This is a genomic window from Paraburkholderia dipogonis (assembly GCF_042680985.1).
GTDB classification, from domain to species: domain Bacteria; phylum Pseudomonadota; class Gammaproteobacteria; order Burkholderiales; family Burkholderiaceae; genus Paraburkholderia; species Paraburkholderia phytofirmans.
The window spans coordinates 1-24,612 of sequence record NZ_JBHUFR010000017.1 but is presented as its reverse complement, the minus strand read 5'-3'; the positions used below and the strand labels follow the sequence as shown (position 1 = coordinate 24,612).

General features: G+C 59.8%; 25 protein-coding genes and 1 pseudogene. 15 read left to right on the top strand and 11 right to left on the bottom strand.

Features of this window, described 5'->3' with window-relative positions; translation table 11 throughout:
* Positions 1 to 554, bottom strand: a pseudogene (locus ACFSNN_RS23625) (tyrosine-type recombinase/integrase); the annotation flags it as partial.
* A gap of 299 nt (positions 555 to 853) precedes the next feature.
* Between ACFSNN_RS23625 and ACFSNN_RS23620 the strand changes: the two are divergent.
* The 5 genes from ACFSNN_RS23620 (at position 854) to ACFSNN_RS23600 (ending at position 4,526) form a co-directional block, all read left to right on the top strand.
* The gene (locus ACFSNN_RS23620) at positions 854 to 1,729 is read left to right on the top strand and encodes a hypothetical protein (RefSeq protein ID WP_134466382.1); all 876 of its coding nucleotides are present in this window, start codon (positions 854 to 856) and stop codon (positions 1,727 to 1,729) included.
* 70 nt (positions 1,730 to 1,799) lie between these two features.
* The gene (locus tag ACFSNN_RS23615; RefSeq protein ID WP_134466383.1) at positions 1,800 to 2,078 is read left to right on the top strand and encodes an HU family DNA-binding protein; all 279 of its coding nucleotides are present in this window, start codon (positions 1,800 to 1,802) and stop codon (positions 2,076 to 2,078) included.
* On the top strand, positions 2,072 to 3,250 hold the full coding sequence (locus ACFSNN_RS23610) for a PDDEXK nuclease domain-containing protein (protein WP_377689780.1): 1,179 nt from the start codon (positions 2,072 to 2,074) through the stop codon (positions 3,248 to 3,250). Before ACFSNN_RS23615 ends, ACFSNN_RS23610 begins: the two co-directional genes overlap by 7 nt.
* Before the next feature lie 414 nt (positions 3,251 to 3,664).
* Positions 3,665 to 4,066 carry a hypothetical protein gene (locus ACFSNN_RS23605; protein WP_377747714.1) on the top strand — a complete coding sequence of 134 codons (402 nt, stop codon included), beginning with the start codon at positions 3,665 to 3,667 and terminating at the stop codon, positions 4,064 to 4,066.
* A complete protein-coding gene (locus ACFSNN_RS23600; RefSeq protein ID WP_377779195.1) occupies positions 3,969 to 4,526 on the top strand; it encodes a transposase in 558 nt (185 codons plus the stop codon). Before ACFSNN_RS23605 ends, ACFSNN_RS23600 begins: the two co-directional genes overlap by 98 nt.
* A gap of 203 nt (positions 4,527 to 4,729) precedes the next feature.
* Here the strand turns inward: ACFSNN_RS23600 and ACFSNN_RS23595 are convergent, their stop codons facing one another.
* Both ACFSNN_RS23595 and ACFSNN_RS23590 read right to left on the bottom strand, forming a co-directional pair.
* Positions 4,730 to 5,026 (bottom strand): hypothetical protein, encoded by a 297-nt coding sequence (locus ACFSNN_RS23595; protein ID WP_134466385.1) that lies wholly within the window; start codon positions 5,024 to 5,026, stop codon positions 4,730 to 4,732.
* A 210-nt stretch (positions 5,027 to 5,236) separates the two neighbouring features.
* Positions 5,237 to 6,031 carry a fumarylacetoacetate hydrolase family protein gene (locus tag ACFSNN_RS23590; protein ID WP_244323262.1) on the bottom strand — a complete coding sequence of 265 codons (795 nt, stop codon included), beginning with the start codon at positions 6,029 to 6,031 and terminating at the stop codon, positions 5,237 to 5,239.
* A gap of 709 nt (positions 6,032 to 6,740) precedes the next feature.
* On the opposite strand from ACFSNN_RS23590, the gene ACFSNN_RS23585 reads away from it, so the two are divergent.
* From ACFSNN_RS23585 to ACFSNN_RS23545, 9 genes are all read left to right on the top strand, one after another.
* Complete coding sequence (locus ACFSNN_RS23585) at positions 6,741 to 7,319, top strand: cupin domain-containing protein (protein WP_134466387.1); 579 nt, start codon at positions 6,741 to 6,743, stop codon at positions 7,317 to 7,319.
* Positions 7,320 to 7,411: 92 nt separating this feature from the next.
* Positions 7,412 to 8,698, top strand: a complete 1,287-nt coding sequence (gene eno, locus ACFSNN_RS23580; protein WP_134466388.1) for a phosphopyruvate hydratase — start codon at positions 7,412 to 7,414, stop codon at positions 8,696 to 8,698.
* Positions 8,699 to 8,769: 71 nt separating this feature from the next.
* Positions 8,770 to 9,333, top strand: a complete 564-nt coding sequence (locus tag ACFSNN_RS23575) for an NADPH-dependent FMN reductase (protein WP_134466389.1) — start codon at positions 8,770 to 8,772, stop codon at positions 9,331 to 9,333.
* A 114-nt stretch (positions 9,334 to 9,447) separates the two neighbouring features.
* The gene (locus ACFSNN_RS23570) at positions 9,448 to 10,461 is read left to right on the top strand and encodes a VOC family protein (RefSeq protein WP_134466390.1); all 1,014 of its coding nucleotides are present in this window, start codon (positions 9,448 to 9,450) and stop codon (positions 10,459 to 10,461) included.
* A gap of 17 nt (positions 10,462 to 10,478) precedes the next feature.
* Positions 10,479 to 11,009 (top strand): carboxymuconolactone decarboxylase family protein, encoded by a 531-nt coding sequence (locus tag ACFSNN_RS23565; protein ID WP_134466391.1) that lies wholly within the window; start codon positions 10,479 to 10,481, stop codon positions 11,007 to 11,009.
* A gap of 193 nt (positions 11,010 to 11,202) precedes the next feature.
* Positions 11,203 to 12,312, top strand: coding sequence for an alcohol dehydrogenase catalytic domain-containing protein (locus ACFSNN_RS23560; RefSeq protein WP_134466392.1), 1,110 nt, complete (start codon positions 11,203 to 11,205; stop codon positions 12,310 to 12,312).
* 98 nt (positions 12,313 to 12,410) lie between these two features.
* Positions 12,411 to 12,965, top strand: a complete 555-nt coding sequence (locus ACFSNN_RS23555) for a cytochrome b (RefSeq protein WP_134466393.1) — start codon at positions 12,411 to 12,413, stop codon at positions 12,963 to 12,965.
* Between the two features lie 88 nt (positions 12,966 to 13,053).
* Entirely contained in the window at positions 13,054 to 14,223 is a 1,170-nt protein-coding gene (locus tag ACFSNN_RS23550) for a porin (RefSeq protein ID WP_134466394.1), read from the top strand.
* A 1,327-nt stretch (positions 14,224 to 15,550) separates the two neighbouring features.
* A complete protein-coding gene (locus ACFSNN_RS23545) occupies positions 15,551 to 15,889 on the top strand; it encodes a DUF4148 domain-containing protein (RefSeq protein WP_341868468.1) in 339 nt (112 codons plus the stop codon).
* A gap of 52 nt (positions 15,890 to 15,941) precedes the next feature.
* On the opposite strand, the gene ACFSNN_RS23540 is transcribed toward ACFSNN_RS23545, so the two are convergent.
* The 4 genes from ACFSNN_RS23540 to ACFSNN_RS23525 form a co-directional block, all read right to left on the bottom strand.
* Positions 15,942 to 16,883 carry a LysR substrate-binding domain-containing protein gene (locus tag ACFSNN_RS23540; RefSeq protein WP_134466396.1) on the bottom strand — a complete coding sequence of 314 codons (942 nt, stop codon included), beginning with the start codon at positions 16,881 to 16,883 and terminating at the stop codon, positions 15,942 to 15,944.
* Between the two features lie 224 nt (positions 16,884 to 17,107).
* Positions 17,108 to 17,539, bottom strand: a complete 432-nt coding sequence (locus ACFSNN_RS23535; RefSeq protein WP_166799464.1) for a DUF3331 domain-containing protein — start codon at positions 17,537 to 17,539, stop codon at positions 17,108 to 17,110.
* A gap of 203 nt (positions 17,540 to 17,742) precedes the next feature.
* Positions 17,743 to 18,975: a CaiB/BaiF CoA transferase family protein gene (locus ACFSNN_RS23530; RefSeq protein ID WP_134466398.1), complete on the bottom strand. Its 1,233-nt coding sequence runs from the start codon at positions 18,973 to 18,975 to the stop codon at positions 17,743 to 17,745.
* Between the two features lie 11 nt (positions 18,976 to 18,986).
* Positions 18,987 to 20,174 carry an acyl-CoA dehydrogenase gene (locus tag ACFSNN_RS23525; RefSeq protein ID WP_134466399.1) on the bottom strand — a complete coding sequence of 396 codons (1,188 nt, stop codon included), beginning with the start codon at positions 20,172 to 20,174 and terminating at the stop codon, positions 18,987 to 18,989.
* Between the two features lie 125 nt (positions 20,175 to 20,299).
* On the opposite strand from ACFSNN_RS23525, the gene ACFSNN_RS23520 reads away from it, so the two are divergent.
* Positions 20,300 to 21,238 (top strand): LysR substrate-binding domain-containing protein, encoded by a 939-nt coding sequence (locus ACFSNN_RS23520; protein WP_134466400.1) that lies wholly within the window; start codon positions 20,300 to 20,302, stop codon positions 21,236 to 21,238.
* A gap of 77 nt (positions 21,239 to 21,315) precedes the next feature.
* Here ACFSNN_RS23520 and ACFSNN_RS23515 read toward each other — a convergent pair whose 3' ends face one another.
* From ACFSNN_RS23515 to ACFSNN_RS23500, 4 genes are all read right to left on the bottom strand, one after another.
* Positions 21,316 to 22,353 carry a phosphotransferase family protein gene (locus ACFSNN_RS23515; RefSeq protein ID WP_244323263.1) on the bottom strand — a complete coding sequence of 346 codons (1,038 nt, stop codon included), beginning with the start codon at positions 22,351 to 22,353 and terminating at the stop codon, positions 21,316 to 21,318.
* Positions 22,354 to 22,496: 143 nt separating this feature from the next.
* Positions 22,497 to 23,462: a C-terminal binding protein gene (locus ACFSNN_RS23510; RefSeq protein WP_134466478.1), complete on the bottom strand. Its 966-nt coding sequence runs from the start codon at positions 23,460 to 23,462 to the stop codon at positions 22,497 to 22,499.
* 43 nt (positions 23,463 to 23,505) lie between these two features.
* A complete protein-coding gene (locus tag ACFSNN_RS23505; RefSeq protein WP_377689795.1) occupies positions 23,506 to 24,480 on the bottom strand; it encodes a fumarylacetoacetate hydrolase family protein in 975 nt (324 codons plus the stop codon).
* Between the two features lie 49 nt (positions 24,481 to 24,529).
* On the bottom strand, positions 24,530 to 24,612 hold an 83-nt coding region (locus tag ACFSNN_RS23500), incomplete at its 5' end, for a 4Fe-4S dicluster domain-containing protein (RefSeq protein ID WP_200878033.1).

Sequence of the window (24,612 nt, the reverse complement as noted above, 5' to 3'; positions counted from 1 at the left end):
CGTCGGGTGCGCTGACGCGAGAGCGACAGCGGATTGCCGGCCAGATAGCCGGCCTGCACGAGCCACGCAAACATCACGTTCAGGATCACCATCGCCTGGCGCTGGCTCGCTTCCGACAGCGGGCCGTAGAACGGCCGCCAGCGTGGATCGTTGCGGGGGTGTTTGCGCCCGCCGTCCGCGGTCCATCGTGCGGCGGGTTGTGGATCGGCGAGGAAGTGCTGGAAAGCCAGCAGATCTTCATGCGTCAGCGAGGAGAGCGGTTTGCCCATCTGAAGCACGGACCAGAGCAGCAGCCGTTCGGCTTCCTTGCGGTAGCTGTCGAAGGTGGTTTTCGTCCCGGCAAAGCGCCCGAGCCACGCTCGGACGGCGTCCAGATCGGTGTGGGCGACGACCAGCCTGTGGCCATCGGCGGGGGTGCTGCAGGGGCGGCTGGATGCCGTGCAGGCCACAAACGTGGCGTTGCAGGAGCAGCTTGCGGCTTCGCGCCGGATGGATGCCAGCCCGATCCGGCCAGCGCGGGCGAAGTCGGCCAAACCCGCGCGGCCAGCGGTCAAACGGCCGTCCCGCGCGGCACCGGCACCGGCACCGGACAGCAAGGCGGCCGTGGGCCGGAAGCGGGGGTAGGCCGGATGGACCGGAAAACCCGCCACCGTGAAGGGCGCAACGCCCCGGCCTGCCCCCCAATCGGTGCGCTGATACGCTATGGCGAGCGGATCGTGCGCGTGTTGGCCGAAGGGAGCGGGCGGCGCGTAATTGTCGAATCAGCGTGCGAGGACGGCCGTACCTTCCGCAGTACGGTGAAATGGGCTAGCCTGAGCGCTCTTCACAATCAACTTTTCTGAGTGCGACGACCATGCAGCAGCTCGACATCTTTGCCGACAGCCGTGACGTCATGCTTCGTAATGATGTGCTGGACGCGCTGCACCGGCGTCATGCAATAGATGCACGGCGGGCGTGGCAGAAGCTGGCCGATGGTTTCCCCGATGACAACACCCTGGCCGGACTGACCACATTGATCGATGAACTCGAGAGGGATGCCGCGACACCGTTTGCGGATCATCCGGCGCTGGCTGCAACCAGCGCTCACCTCATCGATGAGGTCGAGCCGGCCGCACTGCGCCAGCTAGGCGCCGCGGCGGGACGGACGTGGATGGCGTCGTGCTGGCGCGCGGCTGCACAGCAGACCGCGGCGTTGCCGTTTCGCGCTGACGGGCGTGAGCTTCATGCGGCACCACTATGGCTGCGCGCGGGCGACTGGAAGGAGGCGAGGCAGGCGGTCGGGCGGATCGAATCGTGGCGCCGGATCCCGGCGTCGCTTGCGTGGATGGCGGAAGCGCAGTATTGCTTGGAGGGCGTGGAGTCGGCATTGCCATTACTGACGGAACTGGCCTGGTTATCGCCTCGCCGCCTGGCCGATCTGTTATCCCGGCTCGCCGACGCGGCGATTGACACACTGCGCAGGAAGTTCGATGCGAGTTTCGACGGAGCCGATCAGGCCGTCGACCTTGCGTGGTTCCCGGCGTGGGTGCTGACCGAAAAACCGGGCCTGGCGCCGCTGCTGCGCGAAGCGCAACCAGGCAGCCAGACGCCGCCGGAGCGGGCCATGCGGCTGTTGCTGCAGATACTCAGCCTCGAGCGGCAGGGCAATCAAAACGAACTGGTGGAGCGTCGCAAGGCGTTGCGCGATCTGCACGCCGGACTGTATGCGGCGTATCTGAAGACCAGGTGAGTCATATGCTGGATCCTCGTGACCCCATGACGCGGTACATGGCGGATCTGGCCAACGACAAGAATGGAATATGAACAGACAGGAACTGATTGACGCGGTCGCGAGGCGCACCGGCGGCAGCGCAGCCGCCGCTGGCGAAGCAATCGTCGCGTTGTGCAACGCGACTATGGGCGCGGTAACGGCCGGCGGACCGGGGCTACCGTTCGGCTTCGGCATGTTCTCGTTGGGGCAGCGCGTCGCTCGAGCCGGACGTAGTCCATCGACTGGCGTAGAAATGCAGACTGATGCTGCAAGGACGGTGAAATTCACCGATGGAAAGGCGCTCAGGGACGCGGTGAACGCGTGGTGACGAAGACTGGCATTGCACCGGCTGTCTACGCGGGCCTGCAACGGGAAATTGCCGGCGTGGTCGAATCCACGCGCGCGGCGGCCGCCCGCAGCGTCAACGCGTTGATGGCGGCGACCTACTGGGAGATTGGCCGGCGCATCGTGGAGTTTGAGCAGGGCGGCGAGGGCAGGGCCGCCTACGGCGAAGCACTGATCAGGCGACTCGGCGCGGATCTGTCGCAGCGGTTCGGGCGGGGCTTCGGCTGGCGCAATCTTGCGCAGATGCGCGCTTTTTATCTGGCCTGGCCGACTGAACAGATTGTGCAGACGCTGTCTGCACAATCCTCACCCTCGCCGATTGTCCCGACAGCGTCTGCAATTTCTGGCGGATTGTTTTCCGAATCACCCGCGCGAAACTTGTCTGAGCCGGCCGTCGTCGCGCAGGCATTCGCGCTGCCCTGGTCTGCCTATGTGCGACTGCTTTCCGTCAAGACGCCGGCGGCCCGCGCTTTTTATGAGACGGAAGCATTGCGGGAAGGGTGGTCGGTGCGGCAGCTTGACCGCCAGATCGGCAGCCAGCTATATGAGCGGCTGGCGCTGTCGCGCAACAAGGCGGCGCTGCTCAAAAAAGCTGCCGGCTCGCAGCCGGGTGATCTGATGACGCCAGAGGAGGCCATTCGTGACCCGTTCGTGCTCGAGTTTCTAGACATCAAGGATGAATACTCGGAGTCGGATCTCGAGGAGGCGCTGATCCAGCATCTCGCGGATTTCCTGCTGGAGCTGGGCGACGATTTTGCCTTTGTCGGCAGACAGCGGCGGCTGCGGATTGACGACACCTGGTTCCGGGTTGATCTGGTATTTTTCCACCGGCGCCTGAAATGCCTGGTCATCATCGATCTGAAAGTCGGCCGTTTCAGCTACGCCGACGCCGGGCAAATGCACCTGTACCTGAACTATGCCCGTGAGCACTGGATGAAACCCGGTGAGAATCCGCCGGTCGGGCTGATCCTGTGTGCCGGGAAAGGGGCGGCCGAGGCGCACTACGCACTCGATAACCTCCCAAACAAGATACTCGCCGCCGAGTATCAGACGGTGCTACCCGACGAAAAGTTAATTGCCAACGAGCTCGAACGGTCCCGTGCCGAACTGGAACAGCGGAGAAAGTCCGACGGGGTCGCATCGACTGAATCGTGACCCGTAGTCGCGGGTGGCCACCGCGCCTGCCGGCACTGGAGATCAATGTCATGCACAGCGGGGGGTTTCTTCGCCGCCGCGACACGCTTGCGTCGCATCCGCCGGTGTTACTGTAAAAGCTCTTGGGGGCAAGGATTTGCTAGCCGCGAGCCGCCAGCGCGGGGACAATCGCTACTACTGCGGCAGCGATGGCGACGGCTCAGCCCATCAAAAACTTCGGCAGGTCCTTCACTGATGCCAGTCACGCCAGCGCTCGTGCACGTTTTACTCTATTTCCACCCATTACTCACCCTCGCATTTGCAAGTGGTTGCGGGTTTTTTGGAGACACCGAGTTTGTCTGCGTGCCGCGCCGGGAGTGGCTATGCGAGCTGCGGCGCCTAATCGGTTAAAGTCCAGATTTCTGGACGCAGCGAATGACCAGAAACCCATGCTGGCAAGTGATTCCAACGAAATTGAGCCTGGCGCAGTTCGATGAATTTGTCTTACCGCATCTGAGCACGAGTCGGCGCGGACCGGCACCGACGCTGGGGTTGCACAAGATCTTCAACTACGTCCTTCAGCTGCTGTACATGGGCTATCAGTGGAAGGCGTTGCCGATCGAAAAGAATGACGAAGGTCGTCCTGAAATCCACTACACGCGCATCTATCGGACCTTGCGGCGGTGGCAGGCCGATGGCTGCATCGACAGCATTTTTTCCGGATCGGTGCACAAGCTTCATCAGGACCAACTCCTCGAGCTCACAGTCATTCACGGCGACGGCACGACCACTGCCGCGAAGAAGGGGCGGCGACAACCTGGGTTACAGTGGCCATAAGCATCTTAAAGGCGACAAGGTGGTGGCCTTCTGCGATCGCCACTGCAACATCATCGCGCCATTCGTCAGTGCCCCAGGCAACCGCAATGAATCGCCTCTGTTGCGCGACGCGCTACCCAGACTCACCGAAATGGCGCGCGCCATCGGCGCCGACCTCCACGGTTCAACCATCAGTCTGGATGGCGTCTACGATTGCCGGGCCAACCGCAAGGCGATCTTTAATCGAGGCATGATTCCGAACATCCCCGAGAATCCGCGTGGACGCAAGACCCTCAAACGGGGTCGCAGGCAGCGCTTCGAACCGGCCATCTTCGAGGAGCGTTTCAGGACTATTGAGCGGGTCTTCGCCTGGGAAGACAAATTTCGCCGTCTGCTGCTGCGCTCCGAACGCATCAGTGAGGTGCACTACGCGTTCAAGACGCTCGCCTATACGATGATCAACCTGCGGCATTATTGCTGAGTCTTACCGCAGGACACGCAGTTCCATGGCCGGTGCAACGCACCACGAACGCGTCACGTCATTTACATTCGCATTCCTTATGAGATCACCAAACCAGACGTCTCCATACCCGTCGTTCTCCATGATTATCCATGCCATTACAGGCTCGCGAATGTCGCTGGCAGCTCTTCGTCTGAAAAGGACTGAAACCCGCAACCAGTTGTTCAGCGGGAAGGAGGCGAGGAGGCAGCGTCGGGATTGGCAGCTTTATGTTCTGCCCGAATCAGGTTCTGCGGGTAATCCTGCTGTGTGGCCTGCGGGCCATATCCGTTCTGCTCGAGCTTCTTGAGTTCCGCATTTCTGACCTCGCGCGCCTCTTTACTCTGTGCCTTTCTTGCTGCTTTGGCCTGTGCTTTCGTTACAGGCGCGGGCGAACTCGTCGGTTGCTCCTGAGCGAAGACCATGACTGGCAGCGAGGCGGCTAAAAGCGCTCCCAGCCATACGGTTGAATTTACCTGCATATCAGTTCTCCCTAAGAGGAGTGAATAGGACTTTCTGCGCCAGCTTCATGGTTACTCGATGCCGCTGAATGAATTGCCATGGGCATGCTCACGTGCTGAAAAATGACTGACGGCTCAGGAAGCGCTGCTAAGTGCTGGCGGAGTTTTGAACGGGCGCGGTGGCCAGGACTACTATCGAATCGCTGCGCCGATCGTCGCGTCCAGCCGGCCTCAAGACTGCAATGGAGCGTGCTGCACCACGTCATTGCGAAGGATGCCAATCCCCTCGATTTCGACTTCGATCGTGTCTCCAACCCTTATCGGGCCCACACCAGCTGGCGTTCCGGTCATGATTAGGTCACCCGGAAGCAGCGTCATGTACTTGCTGAGGTACGCAATGATCTGCGGAACGCTGAAAACCAGATCCTCGGTGCTTCCGTTCTGTCGCACTTCACCGTTTACACGGGTAACGATGCGCAGACTGGAAGGATCGAGCGCCGTCTCGATGACCGGTCCGACCGGTGCGAACGTGTCGTAGCCTTTGCCAGCCAGCAGGCAGCCAAATTCGCTCTCGCGGCGCTGGAGGACCCGGTCGCTTACGTCATTGCCGCACGTATAACCTAGCACACAGCTGAGCGCGTCCGCCTCTGATACGTGGCGAGCTTCCCTGCCGATTACGACGGTGAGTTCGCCTTCGAAATGAATATTCTGGCCATCGGGTGGATAGACGATGGAATCATCGGGGCCGATAACAGTCGTGCTTGGCTTCATGAAAAGCACCGGGATCGTGGGGCTTGCCTTGCCTACCTCCTGCGAATGGGCTCGATAGTTGTACCCGAGGCCGAACACCCTTGGCCGCTCGATCGGTGTCAATACCCGCACGGAATCGAGACGGTCAACATGGTCGCTGAGCTGTGGATTCTGTAACGGCGAGCCGGCCAGCCGCTCAATTTTTCCCTGGTCGCCAGCAATTCCGTAATAAACGTGACCGTCCGCCAGGTACCGAATGATTTTCATGGTTGCCATATGTGTCAGGTTGGTACAGTGCTAACGTTAGCTATGAGAGTTTGCAATGTCAACCCCAATTATGGCGAGCTGGTGTGTTGACATCGAAGTGCGGACGCTGCAAACTAATGCAAACGTTAGCATTATAATTATGGACAGACATGACCGATCGACATTGGATGCCGAGGCGCTTTCCAGATAGCTTGCGGTGCAGGACGTCCTGGATTCCGGCTCGGGCGAGGAGCATTGCTCCGTGACTGTTCATCTGCTGATCGACTCTACGGTGGCCTCCACAGTCGTGCGTGGGGCATGTTCGCTGCTGCTTCATCTGCCGGATGTCCGGGCCGTCCGTCTCGCACCGCTCGACATGCAGAGTTCTGTGGCCTTTCGCGACTATGTATTTACGAATTTGCGCAATGGCGCATGGCCGATGCGGAAGCGGGTGGTTGAACATGGGCCAGTTGTCGCCCGAAGATGAATGCAGGTGCCTCGTCGTTGGGGGGTGTGATGATTGTTGTGAACGGCTGGATGCAATGCATCAACGCGTCGGTGTCCTGCTTTTGGCGCCGCCTTGGCGCCACCGCGTGACCGGTCGCAATGCTCGAGGCGCACGCGAGCCGACAGGATCCGGTTCGTACAGTTGTTGCATCAAGGCTGGCAAGTGTCACTGTTCGCGGCGTTTGGCGGATCGGGCGGTGATTTCGGATGAAAGATTGAAACGGAGGCAACGATGGGAACTGAGTCGCAAATTGGCAAAGGACTCCCGGTTGGCATGCGGCGCGTGGTGACTGGCAACAGCCTGGACGGTTCCGCAAATGTAGTACTCGATGGCGTGCCGCCACGCTCCGACGCGTTCCGGCACATCCCGGGGATGGTATCGCGTGTGGTCTGGGCGACGTCGGCAACCGCTTTGCTGCCATTCGACGGGATGGATCCCACCGGGGCGGTGCGCAGCATTGTCCCAGGCACGGGCGAAACGCGCTTCCTCGTCATCACCTTTCCTCCGGATAGCGTATTTGCATCGTCCGGGTTTGATCCGCGCGCTGCCGCCGAAGAAAACGCAAAAATCAGCCCGGGACTGGCTGAACTCTTTGAGCCGAATGGAATGCATATGACGCCGAGCATCGACTACGGAATTGTCCTTGATGGCGAGATCTGGCTTGAGCTCGACGACGGGCGCGTCACCCATCTTCGACAGCACGATCTCATCGTCCAGAACGGGACAAGACACGCGTGGCGAAACAGGAGTGCGAAAACAGCAACCGTTGCTTTCGTGCTAGTCGGCGCGCAGCGCGTACCAGCCAGATAGTACCGGAGCATGGCGGCCGGATAGGGCGTATTCGTCCCGTCGGCGCCAGCTTCCATTTCTCAATCAGTCTGGTCAACAACAGGAGACCATGTATGACCGATACAACAATCACCCGGGTGCACGGCCGTCGCGTCTGGGATTCGCGCGGCCGCCCCACCGTCGAGGTGGAGGTGACGCTCGCAGGCGGCGCCACAGGGCGCGCGATCGCGCCTGCCGGCGCGTCAACGGGCAGCGGCGAGGCGCTGGATCTTCGAGATGGGGGCGCGAGCTTCGGTGGCATGGATGTGAACCGTGCCGTTGCCTCGGTCAACGGCGATATTGCGGATCTGCTCACGGGCCGGGATGCTGTGCATCAGGCGGCAATCGACAGGGGCATGGTGGAACTGGACGCTACCGCAAATCGTGGGAGGCTGGGCGGCAATGCCCTCGTCGCAACGTCGATGGCGGTCCTGCACGCTGCGGCCGCTGCAGCGCGCAAACCCGTCTGGCAACATCTTGCCGGCGATCAGCCCGTACGCATTCCGCTTCCCGAGATCCAGATTTTCGGGGGCGGTGCCCATGCGTCGCGCCGGGTTGACGTTCAGGACTTCATGGTGATGTGTCCCGGGGCGCGCAGCTTCAGTGAGGCCCTGGACTGGACTGCCGAGATCTACCTCGCGGCGGGCGCGCTGATGAAAAAGGCCGGCAAGTTGCAGGGCGTTGCTGACGAGGGTGGCTACTGGCCGGCGTTCGACTGCAATGAAGAGGCGCTCGATGCCGTGCTTGCGGCAATCAACGACGCGGGCCTGCGTCCTGGCGCAGACGTTGGCATTTCGCTTGACATTGCAGCGTCGGAGTTTGGTCGGGACGGACACTACACCCTTGCCCTTGACGGACGCACCCTTGACACCGACGGTATGGTGAAGATGCTTGGCGGCTGGCTGGCGAACTATCCAATTCTCTCGATCGAGGATCCACTGGCAGAGGACGATCCGGGCGGATTCGGAATTTTTGCGCAGGAGTACGGAAGCAGTTGCCAGATTATCGGCGACGACTTTCTCGTGACGAATGCGGAGCGCGTGGCCAGCGCGGCCGCTGCAGGCCACACTAACGCGGTTCTGATCAAGCCAAATCAGGCGGGGACAATCACCGAGGCGCATGAGGCACTCATTGCGGGCAAGAAGGCTGGTTTCGGCACGATTGTCTCCGCACGATCCGGCGAAACGGAAGACGTGACGATCGCCCATCTGAGCGTCGGCTGGAATGCCGGCCAGCTCAAGGTCGGCTCCTTTTCGCGCTCGGAGCGTATGGCGAAATGGAATGAGGTGCTGAGAATCGAGGAGTCGCTCGGTGCGCAGGCTGTTTTCAGTGGCTGGTCCGCCTTGCCGTTTCATCGTTGACAAGTATCAAACGTATCACGGGCGCTCTCGCGAGGACCCGTCGTCATACCGTCAGGAAAGAGGCGTCGTCAATGTCAGATCTGAGGCTGTTAGGCTTGTCGGGAAGCCTGCGTCGCGAGTCAAACAACACAGCGTTGCTTCGCACGCTGCAGGATTCAATGCCCGCGGACATCGAACTGTCGGTCAAAACCTTGCACGGTATTCCCTTATATGATCAGGATCTCGAGAATCGCGGCACGCCTCGGGCTGTTGTTGAATTAAGGGTTGAAATCGCGGCAAGTGACGGTCTCGTTATCTGCTCGCCGGAATATAACTGCGGGATGCCAGGCGTTCTCAAAAACGCACTGGACTGGGCTTCACGTCCCGCGTCCGCATCTCCCATGAAGGGCAAGCCAGTACTGATCGTTACCAGTTCGCCGGCTTTTACCGGCGGCGTGCGGGCGCAGGCACACCTGCGGGAGGTCCTCACCGGGATGCTCGCGCGCGTCATCGTCTGGCCGCAGGTCGTTATTGCAGGGGTGCATGGAAAGGTTCAGAACGGGCGTGTCGCAGACGAGACAACCGTTCAGTTTCTGCACGAAGCCGTCGGTGGCCTCGCTGCGGAAATCTCCTTGCTACGTCGCTCCCTCGCCTAACGTGTGCGAACGTAAGCATCATTATCGCTCGACCTGATTGACAGCATTTAAATTCGATCATAGTCTGATGCTAACGTTAGCGCACTTCTCCCAATTCAAATGATAGAGGTTCGTATGTTGCCACCCGTCGATCTCCGGCCGCCGTTCAATATCACCCGCACGAGCCACGTCGTACTGCACGTCGCGGACCTCGCCAAGAGCCGCGAGTTTTATGTCAACGTTATTGGTTTGATTGTTTCAGACGAGGATGACCAGACCTGCTACCTGCGCGGGCTTGCGGAGGCCTGTCATCATAGCCTCGTGCTCGTGCAGACGAATGGCGAAGCGACGTGCAAGCGGTTGGGCTTTCGCGTGTTTTTTGAAGAAGACCTGGATCTCGCCTACCAGTTTTTCCGGTCTGAAGGACTGCCTGCAGAGTGGGTCGATGTCGCGCATCAGGGCAGGACGCTCCATGTGTCTGATCCTATCGGCACGAAGATCGAACTGTGCGCGACGATGGAAACCCGCGAGCGCCAGTACCTGAACCGTGAAATTTTCAAGGGCGCTCACGCCCAGCGGCTCGATCACGTACAGATATTCGCCCCCGACGCCTACGCACTCTGCGCGTTCTACAGCCGGCTGGGCTTCCGGAATTCCGAGTATCTGGCACATGGAGACAAGCTGCTAGGCGCCTTCATGTACCGCAAGGGAACGTGCCTCGATCTGGCGATCGTTGAAAACGAAGGGCCGTGTCTGCACCACTTCGCATACACCGTTTCGGAGTCGCACAACATTTTCGATGCATGTGACTTCGCAGGTATCTATGGATACGGCACGGAAGTCGAGCGTGGGCCCGGTCGCCACGGCCCAGGCGGAATGCTCTTTGTTTATCTGCGCGACCCCGACGGCCACCGCATCGAAATTTTCAACAGTCACTATCAAACGATCGACACTGAGATCGAGCCGGTGCGTTGGGACGCGGGGTCATTGAGCACAAGTGTTCGCTGGGGGCTCCCCGCACCGACTCGCTGGTACTTTGAAGCCACCAGATTCGAGGCGGTGCCACTCATCCCGGCTGTGCAAAAACCCAACCCTGAAACGCTTGAAAGCTATGTGCAGAAACAGCTTTTGGCAAAAAACAACGTATAGGAAGAGGACCACTAAAAATGGCACGAGTCAAATATCTTCGTCGCTCGGACAGCAGTGCTGATCAGGCACTGTTCGACCGGCTGGAACGCGAGCGGAAGGTCCCAACGGCCAATATCTTCAGCGCACTCGCGAACGCGCCTCTGGTGCTGGACCAGTTCCTCTCGTACGCCAACGCGCTGCGCGCATCCGAGCTGAGCCCCAAGCTTCGCGAGCTCGCGATCCTGACTGTCGGACATTGCACGGCGTCGGTGTATGAGATTGCACACCACCAGTCGCACGGTCTGAAGGCGGGGATCAGCGAAGAGCAATTGAAGGCAATCGCGGATTACGCGCAGTCGCCGCTCTTTGATGTGCATGAACGCGCCGTCATGGCGTTCGCGGAAGAGTCTACACGCGTAGTCAACGTCAGCGTCCAGACATGGGATGCGGTGGCTGCGTTCCTTTCCGAGCGCCAGCTCGTCGAGCTTGTGCTGACGGTTGCCTGGTACAACTCCGGGGTGCGGATCATGGGCGCGCTCGACATCGAGCTTGAGGAGGGGTATCGCTGATTCTGCAAAGGGTACCCGCCCTGGTTGGTCCGTCGTCAGTCGCTCGCACGATACGTTGGACATCGAGTAAAGCCCGTCGGCGCCACGGAAGGAGGCGTCCCCTGAGCGCCGGTCACGGGCCCAAAGGACAACGCTGGCTGGCCCTGCATCATGCACCGGCCGGCGCAATTTGATTCATTAGCAAGAGGTTAGTATGGAAAAGACGATGGTTGCAGCGCGGCTGCACGCCCTTGGTACACCGATGACGCTGGACACGATTCCCGTACCGAAGCCGCGCCCTAACGATGTGCTGGTGCGGGTCAAGGCCTGCGGCATCGTTCCCAACATGGCGAACGTGATCAACAACTGGATGACGTGGTTTCCGCACCAGCCGTTGCCGAAGTTTCCCGCCATTTTCGGGCTGGACCCGGCCGGCATCATCGAGGAGGTCGGTGAAGCCGTCATTAACGCGAAGCCCGGCGATCGCGTCTACGTGAGTCCGTTGCGCTCATGTGGCTCGTGTTCGGCCTGCCGGGCCGGCCAACGAAGCCTTTGCCGGTACTACACGCTTAACGGCTATTTCAGTACGAGCCGTGATGGCCAGAAAATCTTTGATCTGTATCCGTACGGCGGCTTCTCGGAGTACATGACCGCGCCAGAATACGCGATCGTGAACATCCCCGATAACCTGTCTTTTGAGCAGGCGGGCCGGTTTGGCTATCTGGGTACGTCCTACGGCGCCCTGAAGAACGCGGCTGCCGGGCCAGGTCAGGTCGGGCTTATCGACGGAATTACTGGAACGCTCGGAGTCGCATCTGCCGTGCTGGGTCTCGCGATGGGACTTTCCCGAATTCTTGGCACCGGCCGGGATGAGCGACTCCTGCAACGTGTGAAGGCACTTGCCCCGGATCGTATCGACGTGATCCAGCTCGGCGAACGATCCACTGGCGAATGGGCGAAATCGCTTACCGGCGGAGAGGGTGCAGATTTCGTCATCAGCGCGCTGGGTGCAAAGGCACCTGCGTCGACGATGCTTGATTCGATGAAAGGCGTAAGACGCGGCGGCAGGGTGGTCAACGTAGGTGGAGTTGCAGAGAACCTGCCCATTGACGTGAAGTGGCTGATGGACGAACAGGTCCAGTTGATCGGGTCAAACTGGTTTACCGCGGCGCAGGGGCAGGAGATGGCTGAAATGGTCCGTACGCGTACTATCGATCTCTCCTACCTTGAAACCCGCCGATTCCCACTGGCAGACGTCAACGAAGCGATTTCAGGTCTTAAGGACCGCGACGGCGGGTTCAGCAACTACGTCGTGATTCCCTGAATATCGGTTGTGCTTCCTGCTGGGTCTTCCACCACCCAGCAGGAAACTGAAGAGAATAAAAATTTGTAGTTAGATCAGGACTACGAAAGGAGACAGAAATGGAAGCGAGACAATACACGTTCGTCGCAAAGGCCCTCCATTGGGCGATGGCCGCCGTGATCATCACTGCATGGGGCGCCGGCTACTACTCAAGTACGCTCAGTTTCCCGCAGAAGATCCAGGCCGACAGCATCATGCTGCACAAGTCGATTGCGACGGTCACGCTGTTCCTGCTGGCTGCGCGGATCCCCTGGCGGCTGATCCATGGCGCACCCGCCGCAGCATGCGACGTGCCCTCGCTGGAACGCACGGCCGCGCGGGTGGGACATCTGCTGCTTTACATCTGCATGGTCGCGCTGCCACTCTCAGGCTGGCTGTGGAGTTCCGCTGCCGGCTACAAGATTCCGGTGGCTGGCCTGTTCTATCTGCCGCCCCTGATGGCGAAGACACTGGCCCTGTCGCCGGTACTCAAGCAAATACACATCTCGCTCGCCTACGCCATTGCGATTCTGGTCTGTGGACATGTCCTCATGGCGCTGAAGCATCACTTTCTCGATCGGAGTGATTCGCTCACGTCAATGTTGCCGCGTTTGCACCGAGGCCAACGCGATTAACAGGAGAATCAGCGCCGGATTTCCCACTGTAGAGCAAGCGTAATTCCAATCAAACAAGGTCAACACGACAGGTACCAGGAGACAACGAATGAAAAGGCAACTCGCACTTGCGGTCGGTGGCTGCATATGCGCCGCAGCACAGGCCCAGAGCAGTGTCACGCTGTACGGACTGATCGACAACGGTGTTTCGTACGTGAGCAATCAGCGCACGGCAACTGGCGCAGGTCGAAGCAACGTATTTGCTTCGTCCGGGAACATCGTCGGCAACCGCTGGGGTTTGACAGGTACCGAGGATCTTGGCGGAGGTCTGCAGGCCATCTTCAAGCTTGAAAACGGCTTCACAGGAACTACTGGCGGTCTTCAGCAGGGGGGGCGCCTGTTTGGCCGGCAGGCATGGGTCGGGCTGTCCAATCCATATGGCGCCGTCACACTCGGACGCCAGTACGATTCTGTGGTCGACTACCTTGCGCCCCGAAGCCTGGCGCAAAGTTTCGTCGGCGGACTCGAATTCATGCATCCGATGGATAACGATAATTTCGGAGATTTCTTCCGGCTCGACAACGCCGTCAAATTCGCCAGTGTTGATTTCAGTGGGTTGAAGTTCGGTGGACTCTACGCCTTTTCCAACAAGGCCGGCGATTTTGCCGACAATCGCGCGTTCAGCGCGGGGGCGACCTACAACAGAGGTCCTGTGACCCTGAGCGCGTCGTACATGCGGATAGACAATCCGGGCGATGGCGCAGCCGGCGCACTTGATGGCTCGTCCACGTCGGGCGACGCAACGTTTCATGCCGCCCGTCAGCAGGTCTGGGGCCTCGGCGGTGCTTACGTGATCGGTGCGGCCACCCTGGGCCTGGTGTGGAGTCACTCGCATTATGACAATACGACCGCGGTGTATCGTGGCAGCACGCTTTCTCCGGCGTCCACCGGGTCGCCGACCAATCTCACCTTTAACAACTATGAAGCGAACGTCCGCTATCTGATCACTCCGGCGTGGCTGGTAGCTGCATCGTACACGTTCACTGACGGAACATATGCCAATGCTTCGGCGAATGCAAAGCCGCGTTGGAATCAGTTCAACCTGATGACTGCGTATTCACTTTCCAAGCGCACGGATGTCTATCTGATGGCCGAGTATCAGCATGTGACCGGAGCGGCAGGAACGATCTTCAGCGGCGCATTCATTGGCGGCAGTGGCGGCCCGTCGTCAACCGGTAAACAGTTCCTGACGAGTGCAGGACTTCGCGTACGGTTTTAAAGATTCGCTGGAAGCGGTGAGTAGTCACTGGAAAGACAGATCGACTGCTCACCGCAAGCCACGGAGCGCCGGTTCGACCCAGACCGACTTCAGTTGTGCCTTATCGGCTCTTCCTGGATGGCGGCGCTTTTTGGATGGCGCCGCAGCGCATCCGGTACGCCGCACAACGGCGACGATCCCAACCCGCTGGCAGAGCCGATTTCATTGTGTACCGAGCGTCGGCGGCAAATTCGATCAATGATCTGAGTGTCCTCGCGCTGCATCAGACTACCGCGCGAGCAGGTCGGCACCGGCGTCTCGCGCCATTTGCGCAAAGGCTTCTCGCGACGCGATGTCGCCAGGAGGAGTGGCACTCCGCAAACTCGCCAATAACGGTTTAGTGCTCACCGCGTCGGATTCTGCCGCTAATTCTTCGTGCGCCGCGCGGGTTCGGGTGAACGCCGGGATGGCAGTTCATCAGCCAAAACCCGCGGATTCGTTCTGGAACTCTTGCGAGCACTTCCATTGCAAGACATCCCTCGTAGGCGGTCCCTGCCAGTATAAACTCCCCCGATCTCGTAGACAGCAAGGGATCGGCGCTTTCCGCGAAAGTCGAAAGACATCATGTGGACAGAGGACAAAACGAGATATCTCAAGCCCTCAATCTGATTGGCGTAGGGTCGTCCATCACAGGGCATTGCAGGCAGGAAACGCATCGGCAACGACATTCCGGACCAAAGCTCTAAAGTGGGCGAATTAGTTTAACCGGGAGTCAAGCTCGGCCTGTCCAGTCTGTAAGGACGTTCCCAGGGATGCGAATCGTTGCGCCTCATCGATCTCACTGGGCGGCAGCAATATTCGGTTACGACAGGTCACCACGCCAGAAGAGGGGAGCAGTTCTTCTCGCCTGTATGGACTTGATACAGGCGCATCGGTCCATACGTACTGCCCGGGAGACGTTCTTCTGGCGCTGACCATGCCGTGGAACCCTGCGGGACCATGCCTTTACGGTTGAAACGTGAAATAGTGGATACAAGCTCGATCGGTGCCTGCACGATGCCGGCGAGCCGGTGGCGTCCACGGCGGGCAGCATGACACGGATTCTGCATCGATATGGGTTGAGTTCGCCCGAGGCATTGCAAGCAACACCTGGCACCGCTGTAAGCATGAGCAGGCTATCGCCGGTAGCATTTTGTGCTCGTGTGACTGAGGTGATTACCGCCGTCGCAGACAACAGTGCTTTTCAGGCCGTGCGTATTCACCCTGGTGATCCACCTCACTAGACTGCAGTTATCGGATGCAGTAAATCCGCCGGTAACGGATATCGCAGTCAACCCCGAGGTCAGTCATGTTGAAGTCGCTAGTGCAAGCCATCGTCATCGCAGTTGCCATCACGGCGCCGATCGTTACGTTCGCTCAGGAGAGCGCCCCCATCACGCGAGCACAGGTGAAGGGAGAAATCGCCCAGCTCGAAAATTTCGGGTATTCGTCCACCGGCAGCGACATCGACTATCCATCCCGACTGATGGCGGCCGAAGCGCGCAGGGGAGTACAAGGCGGCAGCGCCGTTACGGAGGCGTATGGCGGCAAGGCGACGGGTTCGATCGAAGCGGGATCGCGAGACGCCGGCGCTCACACGAAGTCGCTGTACCTCGAGAATTCTGACTCGCTGTACGTGGGAGACTGAACCGCCAATCCGCCACTTGCTTTTTGCTACAGGAGAGAGTGAGACCTGCCGATCAGGGTGCGGCCTCAATAGCGGCAAGCGCGCGATTGTCCGCCTCGAACGTTGCAGGCAGGATTTCGCGAAGGAATGCGATCCATGTGCGGATCTTCGCGTCGACGAAGCGCCGCGATTGATACAACGCATGGGCGACAACAGGCTGAACGTGATAGCCGGGCAGGACCCTGACAAGTGCGCCTGAAGTCAACCCGGGCAGCGCCACTCCCGCCGGCAGAATGCCGATCCCGAGCCCGCTCCTGACTGCGGGTTCGAGGGCTTCAATGACGTTGACGGCGTAGCGGGGGGCACCAATATCGATGGCGAAGGGAACATCAGACCCGCTGAACATCCACTTGTTGAACGGAAACACCGGCGTTGAAAGCTGAAGACAATGGTGAGTTCGCAAATCTTCTGGAGTCCTAGGTTCGCCGTGGTCTGTCACGTATTGAGGCGATGCGCAGATGATGCCCGGGATACTGCCCAGTCTGACACTGACCAACTCGGAGTCGGGCAGCCCTGGCGCGACGACGATCGATACATCGTATCCCTCCTCCAGCATGTCGGGCAGTGTGCCAGACAAGGTGAGTTCGACGCGCAGGGAGTTGAACTGCTCCTGATATCGCAACACCGCGGGTACCACCAGGTGATGTCCGAAACTCGACAACGCATGTACGCGCAGGCACCCGGACGGATGCTGGCTCGCCGAACCCGCCTCTGCTTCCGCCTCATCGATGCCGGCAAGGATCTGGCGGCAGCGATGCAGATAACGCTGGCCCGCCTCTGTCAATGCAGTGTTCCGTGTGGTCCTGTGCAGCAACCTTGAACCAAGATGAGTCTCAAGATAGGAAACGGCACGTGACGTCACCGATGTCGTCAGATTCAGCTTGCGCGCGGCCGCAGCGAAGCCGCCTTCTGCCGCGACCTTTGCAAAAATGCGCATACATTGAAGTGTGTCCATATCGATTGGTCGGGCAGGGTTCAGCGAGAGGCGCGGAGGCGATCTGCGTCATCACGCCGATAAACAGGCGGGCAACGTTGCAGGACGCCGCCGCCGAAGTCACGGCGGCGCCGCATCGAGACCGGATGGCATCAATTCTTTACTGGCAACATCGCGCGCCGCGCGACGCAGATCGATTCCGTGTGACGGTCGACATCCACACGTGCCCGACTCCGCTCTGATTGTCAGCGCATTCGCGGGACCGCATGTACCACCTCGGACAGAATCATGGCGCCCGCATTGGCAGGCGGCGGAACTCTGCGTTGAGGACGATATATCGCGTCGCCACGCTTGATAATGCGCCCTGTTAGTGCACAGGTTCCCCTGGCGCGGGCTACTCCGCCGCGCCATCGCTGTTCGCCGTATCTGCATTCTGTCGGATCGCGCCAGGCGATGATGGCTGTGAGCGAGGTGGGGCGATCGAGGACCGTAACGTGAACTTCTTCAATGACGTAATGGCGAATCGCGGCCGGCCCAGTCGTTGTGCGTGTAACCGCAATGGGGGTGCCAGCGTAGTTCGTGGTTCCTCGAGGAGCGGTGAGTTTCATCAGCAGGTCGACGGTTTGTCGCCAAGGGGAAACATCACGCTTGGCCATCTGATGCTGCTTGCTGCTCATTTTCGGGTTCCCTCCATGCCAGTCACTGTGCGTTGGGCTCCAGCTCGGACGAGGTCGAGTGGAGGTAAAGCAAGCCGAACCCGTCCTGGCTTGCGGAGCCTGTTCGCCAAAATTGCAGGGGGTGGCGGAGGCCTGCGTCCGAGGGCAATCGTGAAGCACGCGTCGGTCCGGGAATACCGGCCGGCCCGTGCTAACCATAAGAGCTAGACGATGCCGAATTCGCGGAGTGTCTGGACCTCATCTTCTCCCATGCCCAGCCACGATTGCAGGACTTCCGAAGTGTGTTCGCCCAATGTTGGAGGCGCCCGGCGATAAGACACCGGAGTCTCTGACATTCGGATTGGATTCGCAACGAGCGGCACCGTCCCGGCAACGGAATGACCCATCTCTATTCTCATTCCACGCGCCTTGACCTGTGGATCGGCGAAGACCCTGTCGAGTGTATTGATCGGTCCACAGGGAACACCTGCGTTTTCCATCAGGGTGACCCATTCGGCGGTTGTCCGCTCGACCGTGACACGGTTAATCCACGCGACCAGACATGTTCGATTCTTCACGCGTGCAGGGTTCGTGGCGAAGCGCTGGTCTTCTGCCCACTCGGAATGACCCAATACATTGCAAAAATTCGAGAACTGCCGGTCATTGCCCACGGCAATGATCATGTAGCCGTCCGCAGTCGGGAAATCCTGATAGGGCACGATGTTGGGGTGGGCGTTTCCCATACGCGCGGGCGCGGCGCCGCCGACCAGATAGTTGGACGCCTGGTTGGCAAGCGACGCGATCTGGACGTCCAGCAACGCGAGGTCAATATGCTGTCCGCGCCCTGTCTTGTGGCGAGCAGCAAGCGCGCTGAGTACTGCTACGGTCGCGTAAAGGCCGGTCATCACATCGGTCAGCGCGACGCCGACCTTGAGTGGTCCAGCACCGTCTTCGCCGTCCGGGCGCCCCGTAATACTCATCAGGCCGCCCATCCCCTGGATGAGGAAGTCATATCCCGCGCGAGAGGCGGATGGTCCAGTTTGGCCAAAACCGGTGACGGAGCAATAGACGAGACGCGGATTGATCGCCGAAAGACTGTCGTAGTCGAGCTGGTACTGACGAAGTCCGTCGACCTTGAAGTTCTCAATGACCACATCGGCATCTCTCGCCAGTTTCCGGATGAGTTGCTGGCCTTCTGGATGTGCGATGTCGACGGTAATGGACCGCTTATTCCGGTTCGCGCTGAGATAGTAAGCCGACTCGTCGCTTGAGCGTCCTTCAGCATCTTCAAGCCACGGCGGCCCCCAGGCTCGGGTGTCGTCGCCCGTGTCCGGACGTTCGACCTTGACGACATCTGCGCCCAGGTCCGCTAGGAGCTGGCCCGCCCACGGCCCGGCCAGTACTCGCGACAGATCGAGGATCCGGAGACCAGACAGCGCTTCGTTGAAGTTTGTCATGATCGTGCCGACTAGAAAGCAGCAATGCCGGTGATCACCCGACCTAGTATCAGCGCATGAACGTCGTGGGTTCCTTCGTACGTGTTCACCACTTCGAGATTGACGAGATGCCGGGCTACGCCGAATTCGTCGCTGATGCCGTTGCCACCCATCATGTCGCGAGCCACCCGGGCAATGTCGAGCGCCCTGCCGCAACTGTTGCGCTTCATGATCGAGGTAATCTCGACGGCCGCCGTGCCTTCGTCTTTCATGCGGCCCAGACGCAGGCAACCCTGCAAACCAAGCGTAATATCGGTCATCATGTCGGCCAGCTTCTTCTGGATCAGCTGGTTGGCGGCAAGTGGTCTGCCGAACTGTTTTCGATCGAGCACGTATTGACGCGCCCGCTGAAAACAGTCTTCCGCGGCGCCCAGCGCGCCCCATGCGATGCCGTAGCGCGCGGAGTTCAGGCAGGTGAACGGGCCCTTCAGACCACGAACGTCCGGAAAGGCGTTCTCTTCCGGGCAAAACACTTCGTCCATCACGATTTCGCCGGTAATGCTGGCGCGCAGACCGACCTTTCCGTGGATAGCCGGCGCAGAGAGTCCTTTCCAGCCTTTCTCCAGCACGAAGCCACGAATGGCGCCCTCATCATCTTTTGCCCACACGACGAAAACGTCGGCTATCGGGCTATTCGTGATCCACATCTTCGCGCCGGTCAGCGAGTAGCCGCCAGCGACCTTTTTCGCCCGGGTGATCATGCTGCCGGGGTCCGAACCGTGATTGGGCTCCGTCAGACCGAAGCACCCGATCAATTCGCCGCTGGCCAGTCCGGGCAAATACTTCTGCTTCGTAGACTCGTTGCCGAACTCGTTGATCGGTACCATCACGAGCGAGCTTTGCACGCTCATCATCGAGCGGTAGCCGGAATCGATCGCCTCGACTTCGCGCGCCACCAGGCCGTAGCACACGTAGTTCATGCCTGCTCCGCCATAGGCTGCGGAGATGGTGGTGCCCAGCAGGCCGAGTGCACCCATCTCGCGAAAGATCCCCGGGTCCGTTTGTTCATTGCGGAAGGCCTGCAATACGCGAGGCGCAAGCTGTTCCTGACAATAGGCGCGGGCCGAATCGCGCACCATCCGTTCCTCGGCGTCCAGCTGGTCGTTGAGAAGCAGGGGATCTTCCCATTGGAATGCGACGCGGTTGTGCGGTAAAGTCATGACAAGTCTCTCTGCGTTAGCTATGGATCAGGTAGGGTAAGCATGGGATAAGTTCTGTACAACCAATTTATATGCACTCACCTGTGCAAAACCTGTACTCCGGACCACCGGTATCGGTGCCACGCATGCGACGAAAAATTCCTAGCACCACTGCACTCGCGATGTTCGAGTCTGCGGCCAGCCATCAGAGTTTCACCAAAGCAGCCGACGAACTCGCCGTCACGCAAAGCGCTGTATGTCGCCAGATTGCGGCACTCGAAGATTTTCTCGGCGTCAGGCTCTTCCGCCGCACGCAACGAGGTGTGTATCTGACGGAAGCTGGTCTGACGTATAGCCGTCAGGTGCGGCAGCGGCTGGATGAAGTGGAGCGGGATACGTTGAACCTGATGACGAAGGGGGGCGCGCGTGGCGCGCTCGAACTCGCGGTAGTGCCGACGTTTGCCACCAAATGGTTAATGCCGCGTTTGCCGCGATTTGCGGCTCTGCACCCTGGGATAACGATCAACCTTTCAGCGCAGACACGGCCATTCCTTTTTTCGGAAAGCGCTTTTGATGCGGCGATCCATCCCGGGCGGTCGCCCTGGGCCGGAACCAGCCGGCATTTGCTGATGAATGAGGATCTGGTGGTGGTATGCAGTCCGCATCTGATCGCACCGGATGGGGAGATTCCGGATGAGGACTGGCGGAAGTACACGCTATTGCAGCAGAGTACCCGCCCTTACGCGTGGCGGAAGTGGTTTTCGTTGCAGGGCCTGCAGATCGAAGGCGATATGACCGGCCCGCGGCTGGAGCTGTTTTCCATGCACGCGGAGGCGGCGATACAGGGTATGGGTCTCGCTCTCATTCCACGGCTGCTGATCGAGAAGGAACTCACCGAAGGAAAACTGACGGTTGTCGGAGGACGGACCCATCCGAGCGACAGCCCATACTTTCTTATTCTTCCAGACGAGAGATCTGAAGACGCAGCATTGATTGCATTCAGAACGTGGCTCATTGCGCAAGCGAAGGACTACGTCGATTCAGGCGACGCCGCCATGCCAGTCCAACTGGCTGGCGGGCTCTGAAGATACGCCCGACGCAGGGCCGCCAGCTTGCAGGCACAGCGGCGGAGCGCGGAGGCTCTGCACGCTGGCACAACGATTTACGGCGTCGGTGTTAATGCGGCGCGCCAGGCGTCTGCAACCTCCATCAATCTGGCAGCTGGTTCATGCAGGAAACCGCACGCTGTTACGCGGACCCGATCTTTGTGTTCCTCTCGGACGATGTATTCGACCGGCGACTTGCCGTCGACACGGGCTAACATCAGGGCGGGCAGGAGACTCGCCGCGCGCGCTTCGAGATCAACAGCCGGTTCCCAGCTGACTTTTTGAAGATACTGTTCGGCCAACGTCGCAAAGCAGTCGATAAAGCCATCACGCGCGTCGGGCAGCGCGAGGCATTTCAGCAACAGGTGATTCAGGCAGAAGGCCAGGTCGAAAGCGGGGTCTCCATACCATGCGCACTCGGCGTCGAGCAATACCGGGCCATTGGGACCGATCAGGATATTTTTCGGGCTTACGTCTCCATGAACCAGAGCGAGCCGCGTGTCACGGGTGCGCTGTGCAATTGCCAGCAGGGCGTTCGCCACGTCGATGTTCTTCGCCGCAGTTGCAACGAGATAGGGTTCGAGGCGAAGCGCGTAAAAGTTCTCAACCGAATCAAACCTTGCTTCGAGTTCGGGGCTAGCTGCGCTCGCCCCATGCAGTCGCGCAAGGAGGTTACCAACTTCACCTGCTACAGACGCCTGCACCTGGCCCGCCACCAACTGGGTCTTCCAGACGGGATAGAGCGCCGGGGGCAGGAACGACATCGCGAAAAGTCCGGCATCTGCGTCCCGCGCGATCGGGTGTGGAACATTGTCGGGGGCCTGCTCCGCGGCGAACTGCAGCCATGCCCACTCATAGGCATTGCGTGTTAAGGGGGCCTCCCATTCTGCTGCGACCTTAAGCTTGCTCAAGGCACGTTTTACGCAGAGTGTGCGGCCAGGCAGGTCGACTTTCCAGATGTCGGAAGACACGCCACCGGTCAGGCGGCTGCACAGCGGCTCTTCACTGCTGTCCATCTGTCCATGAGAGACGAGAAAGGTGATGAGCGCCGTGTACTCGGCATCTGGAAGAGAGTGTGTTGCGGAAGATTTCATGTTGCCTCAGCAGATAACCAGAGCTACGTTCCGAAGTCGAGGACAGGGGAATACTGCGCTCCCTGGTCCGGGTATCGATGCGCCGCAGCCTTGTTCGAATAGCGCCGTATTTTTTAGATCGACTGCTCGTAACCTCAACGCGTCTATGCGCGCTGAGGCTGGTTGCACGGGTGTTCCGGCAGATCACCTTTCAGCACACGAACCACCTCCTCAGCTGCGCGCCCGCGCAGTTCAGCGAGGGAGGCGTCTGACGAGAACGCGACATGTGGAGTCAGCATGGCACCGCCCGACGACAGAAGAGCTTCAGGCACGTCTGGTTCCATTTCGAGGACATCCAGCGCGGCGCCTGAAAGTTGCCCTGTCTGCAACGCCTCGACTACCGCGTCCGTATCAACGATGCCTCCCCGGCTCACGTTGATCAGGAGTCCGCCTGGTTTCATCAGGGCCAGGCTGGAGCGGTTGATCAGATGAAACGTCGAGTTGGTGAGCGGCGCATGCACGATGACGATGTCGCTTTCTGACATCAGCTCTTCCAGTTTGACGAACTGAACGTCTGGAATGTTTGCGGGGGGATACAGCGTATGGGAGAGCACGCGAGAACCAAAAGCGTTCAGCTTGGAGGCAGTTGCGTGACCGATCCGACCGTAGCCGATAATTCCACAGGTCATGTGTGCGAGCCGTTTCAGATTTGCCCCGGCCGGGTTCCACCTTCCCGACCGCACTTCGCGGTCGAAGCTGATGAGTCCGCGTGTCCAGGCGAGGGCGAAGCCAACGGCATGGTCGGAAACCTCGGCAACGCAATAGTCCGGCACGTTGGTTACCCAGATTCCGCGTTCCGTGGCCGCTTGCACGGCGATGTTGTCGAGGCCTACGCCGAGCCGGGCGATGACCTTGAGTCCAGCGCTGGCGCGAATCGCGGCGGACGACACCTGTGCCCAACAGGTCATGATGGCATCGGGCTGGTGTTGTTCGACCAGCGTATCGATTGCGGCCTCCGGTGCAGGTGAAGCCGGCCCCGTGATGAGCCGGAAGCCGGCGGATTCGATGACCCGGCGCTCAATCGCGTCGTCTGGCCACGCGTAATCAGTAAGCAATACTGAAGCAGACATGATTTCCTCTTTGTTCACTCAGTGTCAGAAAAACGGGTGCGACTCATTCCGTGCACACGACCCTTTGAGACCCCAGGCCATCCACACCTGCCTGGACCACGTCTCCGGCACGCAGGTAACGGCCGTGATGGCTACCCAGCCCTGCTGGTGTGCCTGTGCAGATCAGGTCGCCGGGTTGGAGCGATGTCTGCCTCGACAGATAGGAAATTTGCTCGGCAATGCTGAAAATCATATCGCTCGCGATTCCGTCCTGCATCAAGACACCGTTGAGGCGTAGCCAGGGATGAAGTGTCGCTGGGTCATCGATTTCCCATGTCGGCACGAGCCATGGTCCTGTCGGCAACCAGCCTCTGCGGGACTTTGACTGCAGCCAGTCGGTCCCGAGCTTCGGCGCGTCCAGGCGAAACACGCGGTCGCGCAGTGTAATGTCGTTGACCACGCAATAGCCCGCGATAAAGTCGAGCGCCTGAGCTACGTCGACATTGCGTGCAGGTCGTCCGATTACAACGCCGACCTCGACTTCCCAGTCAAGCGTGGACATATCCGTCCCGACAGTGAGCTGCTCATACGGACCGGATATGCACGCAGATCCCTTCAGGCATACGTAGGGTGTGCCGTCGCGACGCCGGGCTTCGATTGCCGCTAGCGTGTCGTCGCGACGGGCTCGCGCCCGGGACCCATGCGGCCCGTCGTCTGCATCGAGGGCGGCCTGTACGAGCTGGCTACGGTAGTTGCCAACGGTGCAATAGACCTGGCGTGGAGTAACGGGTTCATGTACGTCAAACGCCGTAATCGGGGCGCCACGTTGCTGGATAAGCTCTCGCGTGGTCTCCGCAATGCATAGCTGTTTAAGAAGGTTTGCGTTGATGATCCAGTCGTTGAGAAACTCCGATATCGAGCCTGTTCCGCGCAGCCCCGCTGAGTGCCAGTGCTTCAGGGCGAGCACGCGATCTTCGGAGAGCAGTGCAGGAAAAGGCGCGCAATCGGCGGTGGAGATATTTACGAGTACGGGAGGCATAACAGGAATCGCGCTCATAGGGAGAAAGTTGACGTGGCGGAGCAGTCTCTTACATGTTCGGGTAGTTCGGCCCGCCGCCGCCTTCAGGCGTGACCCATACGATGTTCTGCGTCGGGTCCTTGATATCGCACG

Coding starts and splice junctions, on each gene's coding strand:
- ACFSNN_RS23620 (WP_134466382.1), top strand. CDS start 854: ATGCAGCAGCTCGACATCTTTGCCGACAGCCGTGACGTCATGCTTCGT.
- ACFSNN_RS23615 (WP_134466383.1), top strand. CDS start 1,800: ATGAACAGACAGGAACTGATTGACGCGGTCGCGAGGCGCACCGGCGGC.
- ACFSNN_RS23605 (WP_377747714.1), top strand. CDS start 3,665: ATGACCAGAAACCCATGCTGGCAAGTGATTCCAACGAAATTGAGCCTG.
- ACFSNN_RS23595 (WP_134466385.1), bottom strand. CDS start 5,026: ATGCAGGTAAATTCAACCGTATGGCTGGGAGCGCTTTTAGCCGCCTCG.
- ACFSNN_RS23590 (WP_244323262.1), bottom strand. CDS start 6,031: ATGGCAACCATGAAAATCATTCGGTACCTGGCGGACGGTCACGTTTAT.
- ACFSNN_RS23585 (WP_134466387.1), top strand. CDS start 6,741: ATGGGAACTGAGTCGCAAATTGGCAAAGGACTCCCGGTTGGCATGCGG.
- eno (WP_134466388.1), top strand. CDS start 7,412: ATGACCGATACAACAATCACCCGGGTGCACGGCCGTCGCGTCTGGGAT.
- ACFSNN_RS23575 (WP_134466389.1), top strand. CDS start 8,770: ATGTCAGATCTGAGGCTGTTAGGCTTGTCGGGAAGCCTGCGTCGCGAG.
- ACFSNN_RS23570 (WP_134466390.1), top strand. CDS start 9,448: ATGTTGCCACCCGTCGATCTCCGGCCGCCGTTCAATATCACCCGCACG.
- ACFSNN_RS23565 (WP_134466391.1), top strand. CDS start 10,479: ATGGCACGAGTCAAATATCTTCGTCGCTCGGACAGCAGTGCTGATCAG.
- ACFSNN_RS23560 (WP_134466392.1), top strand. CDS start 11,203: ATGGAAAAGACGATGGTTGCAGCGCGGCTGCACGCCCTTGGTACACCG.
- ACFSNN_RS23555 (WP_134466393.1), top strand. CDS start 12,411: ATGGAAGCGAGACAATACACGTTCGTCGCAAAGGCCCTCCATTGGGCG.
- ACFSNN_RS23550 (WP_134466394.1), top strand. CDS start 13,054: ATGAAAAGGCAACTCGCACTTGCGGTCGGTGGCTGCATATGCGCCGCA.
- ACFSNN_RS23545 (WP_341868468.1), top strand. CDS start 15,551: ATGTTGAAGTCGCTAGTGCAAGCCATCGTCATCGCAGTTGCCATCACG.
- ACFSNN_RS23540 (WP_134466396.1), bottom strand. CDS start 16,883: ATGGACACACTTCAATGTATGCGCATTTTTGCAAAGGTCGCGGCAGAA.
- ACFSNN_RS23535 (WP_166799464.1), bottom strand. CDS start 17,539: ATGAGCAGCAAGCAGCATCAGATGGCCAAGCGTGATGTTTCCCCTTGG.
- ACFSNN_RS23530 (WP_134466398.1), bottom strand. CDS start 18,975: ATGACAAACTTCAACGAAGCGCTGTCTGGTCTCCGGATCCTCGATCTG.
- ACFSNN_RS23525 (WP_134466399.1), bottom strand. CDS start 20,174: ATGACTTTACCGCACAACCGCGTCGCATTCCAATGGGAAGATCCCCTG.
- ACFSNN_RS23520 (WP_134466400.1), top strand. CDS start 20,300: ATGCGACGAAAAATTCCTAGCACCACTGCACTCGCGATGTTCGAGTCT.
- ACFSNN_RS23515 (WP_244323263.1), bottom strand. CDS start 22,353: ATGAAATCTTCCGCAACACACTCTCTTCCAGATGCCGAGTACACGGCG.
- ACFSNN_RS23510 (WP_134466478.1), bottom strand. CDS start 23,462: ATGTCTGCTTCAGTATTGCTTACTGATTACGCGTGGCCAGACGACGCG.
- ACFSNN_RS23505 (WP_377689795.1), bottom strand. CDS start 24,480: ATGCCTCCCGTACTCGTAAATATCTCCACCGCCGATTGCGCGCCTTTT.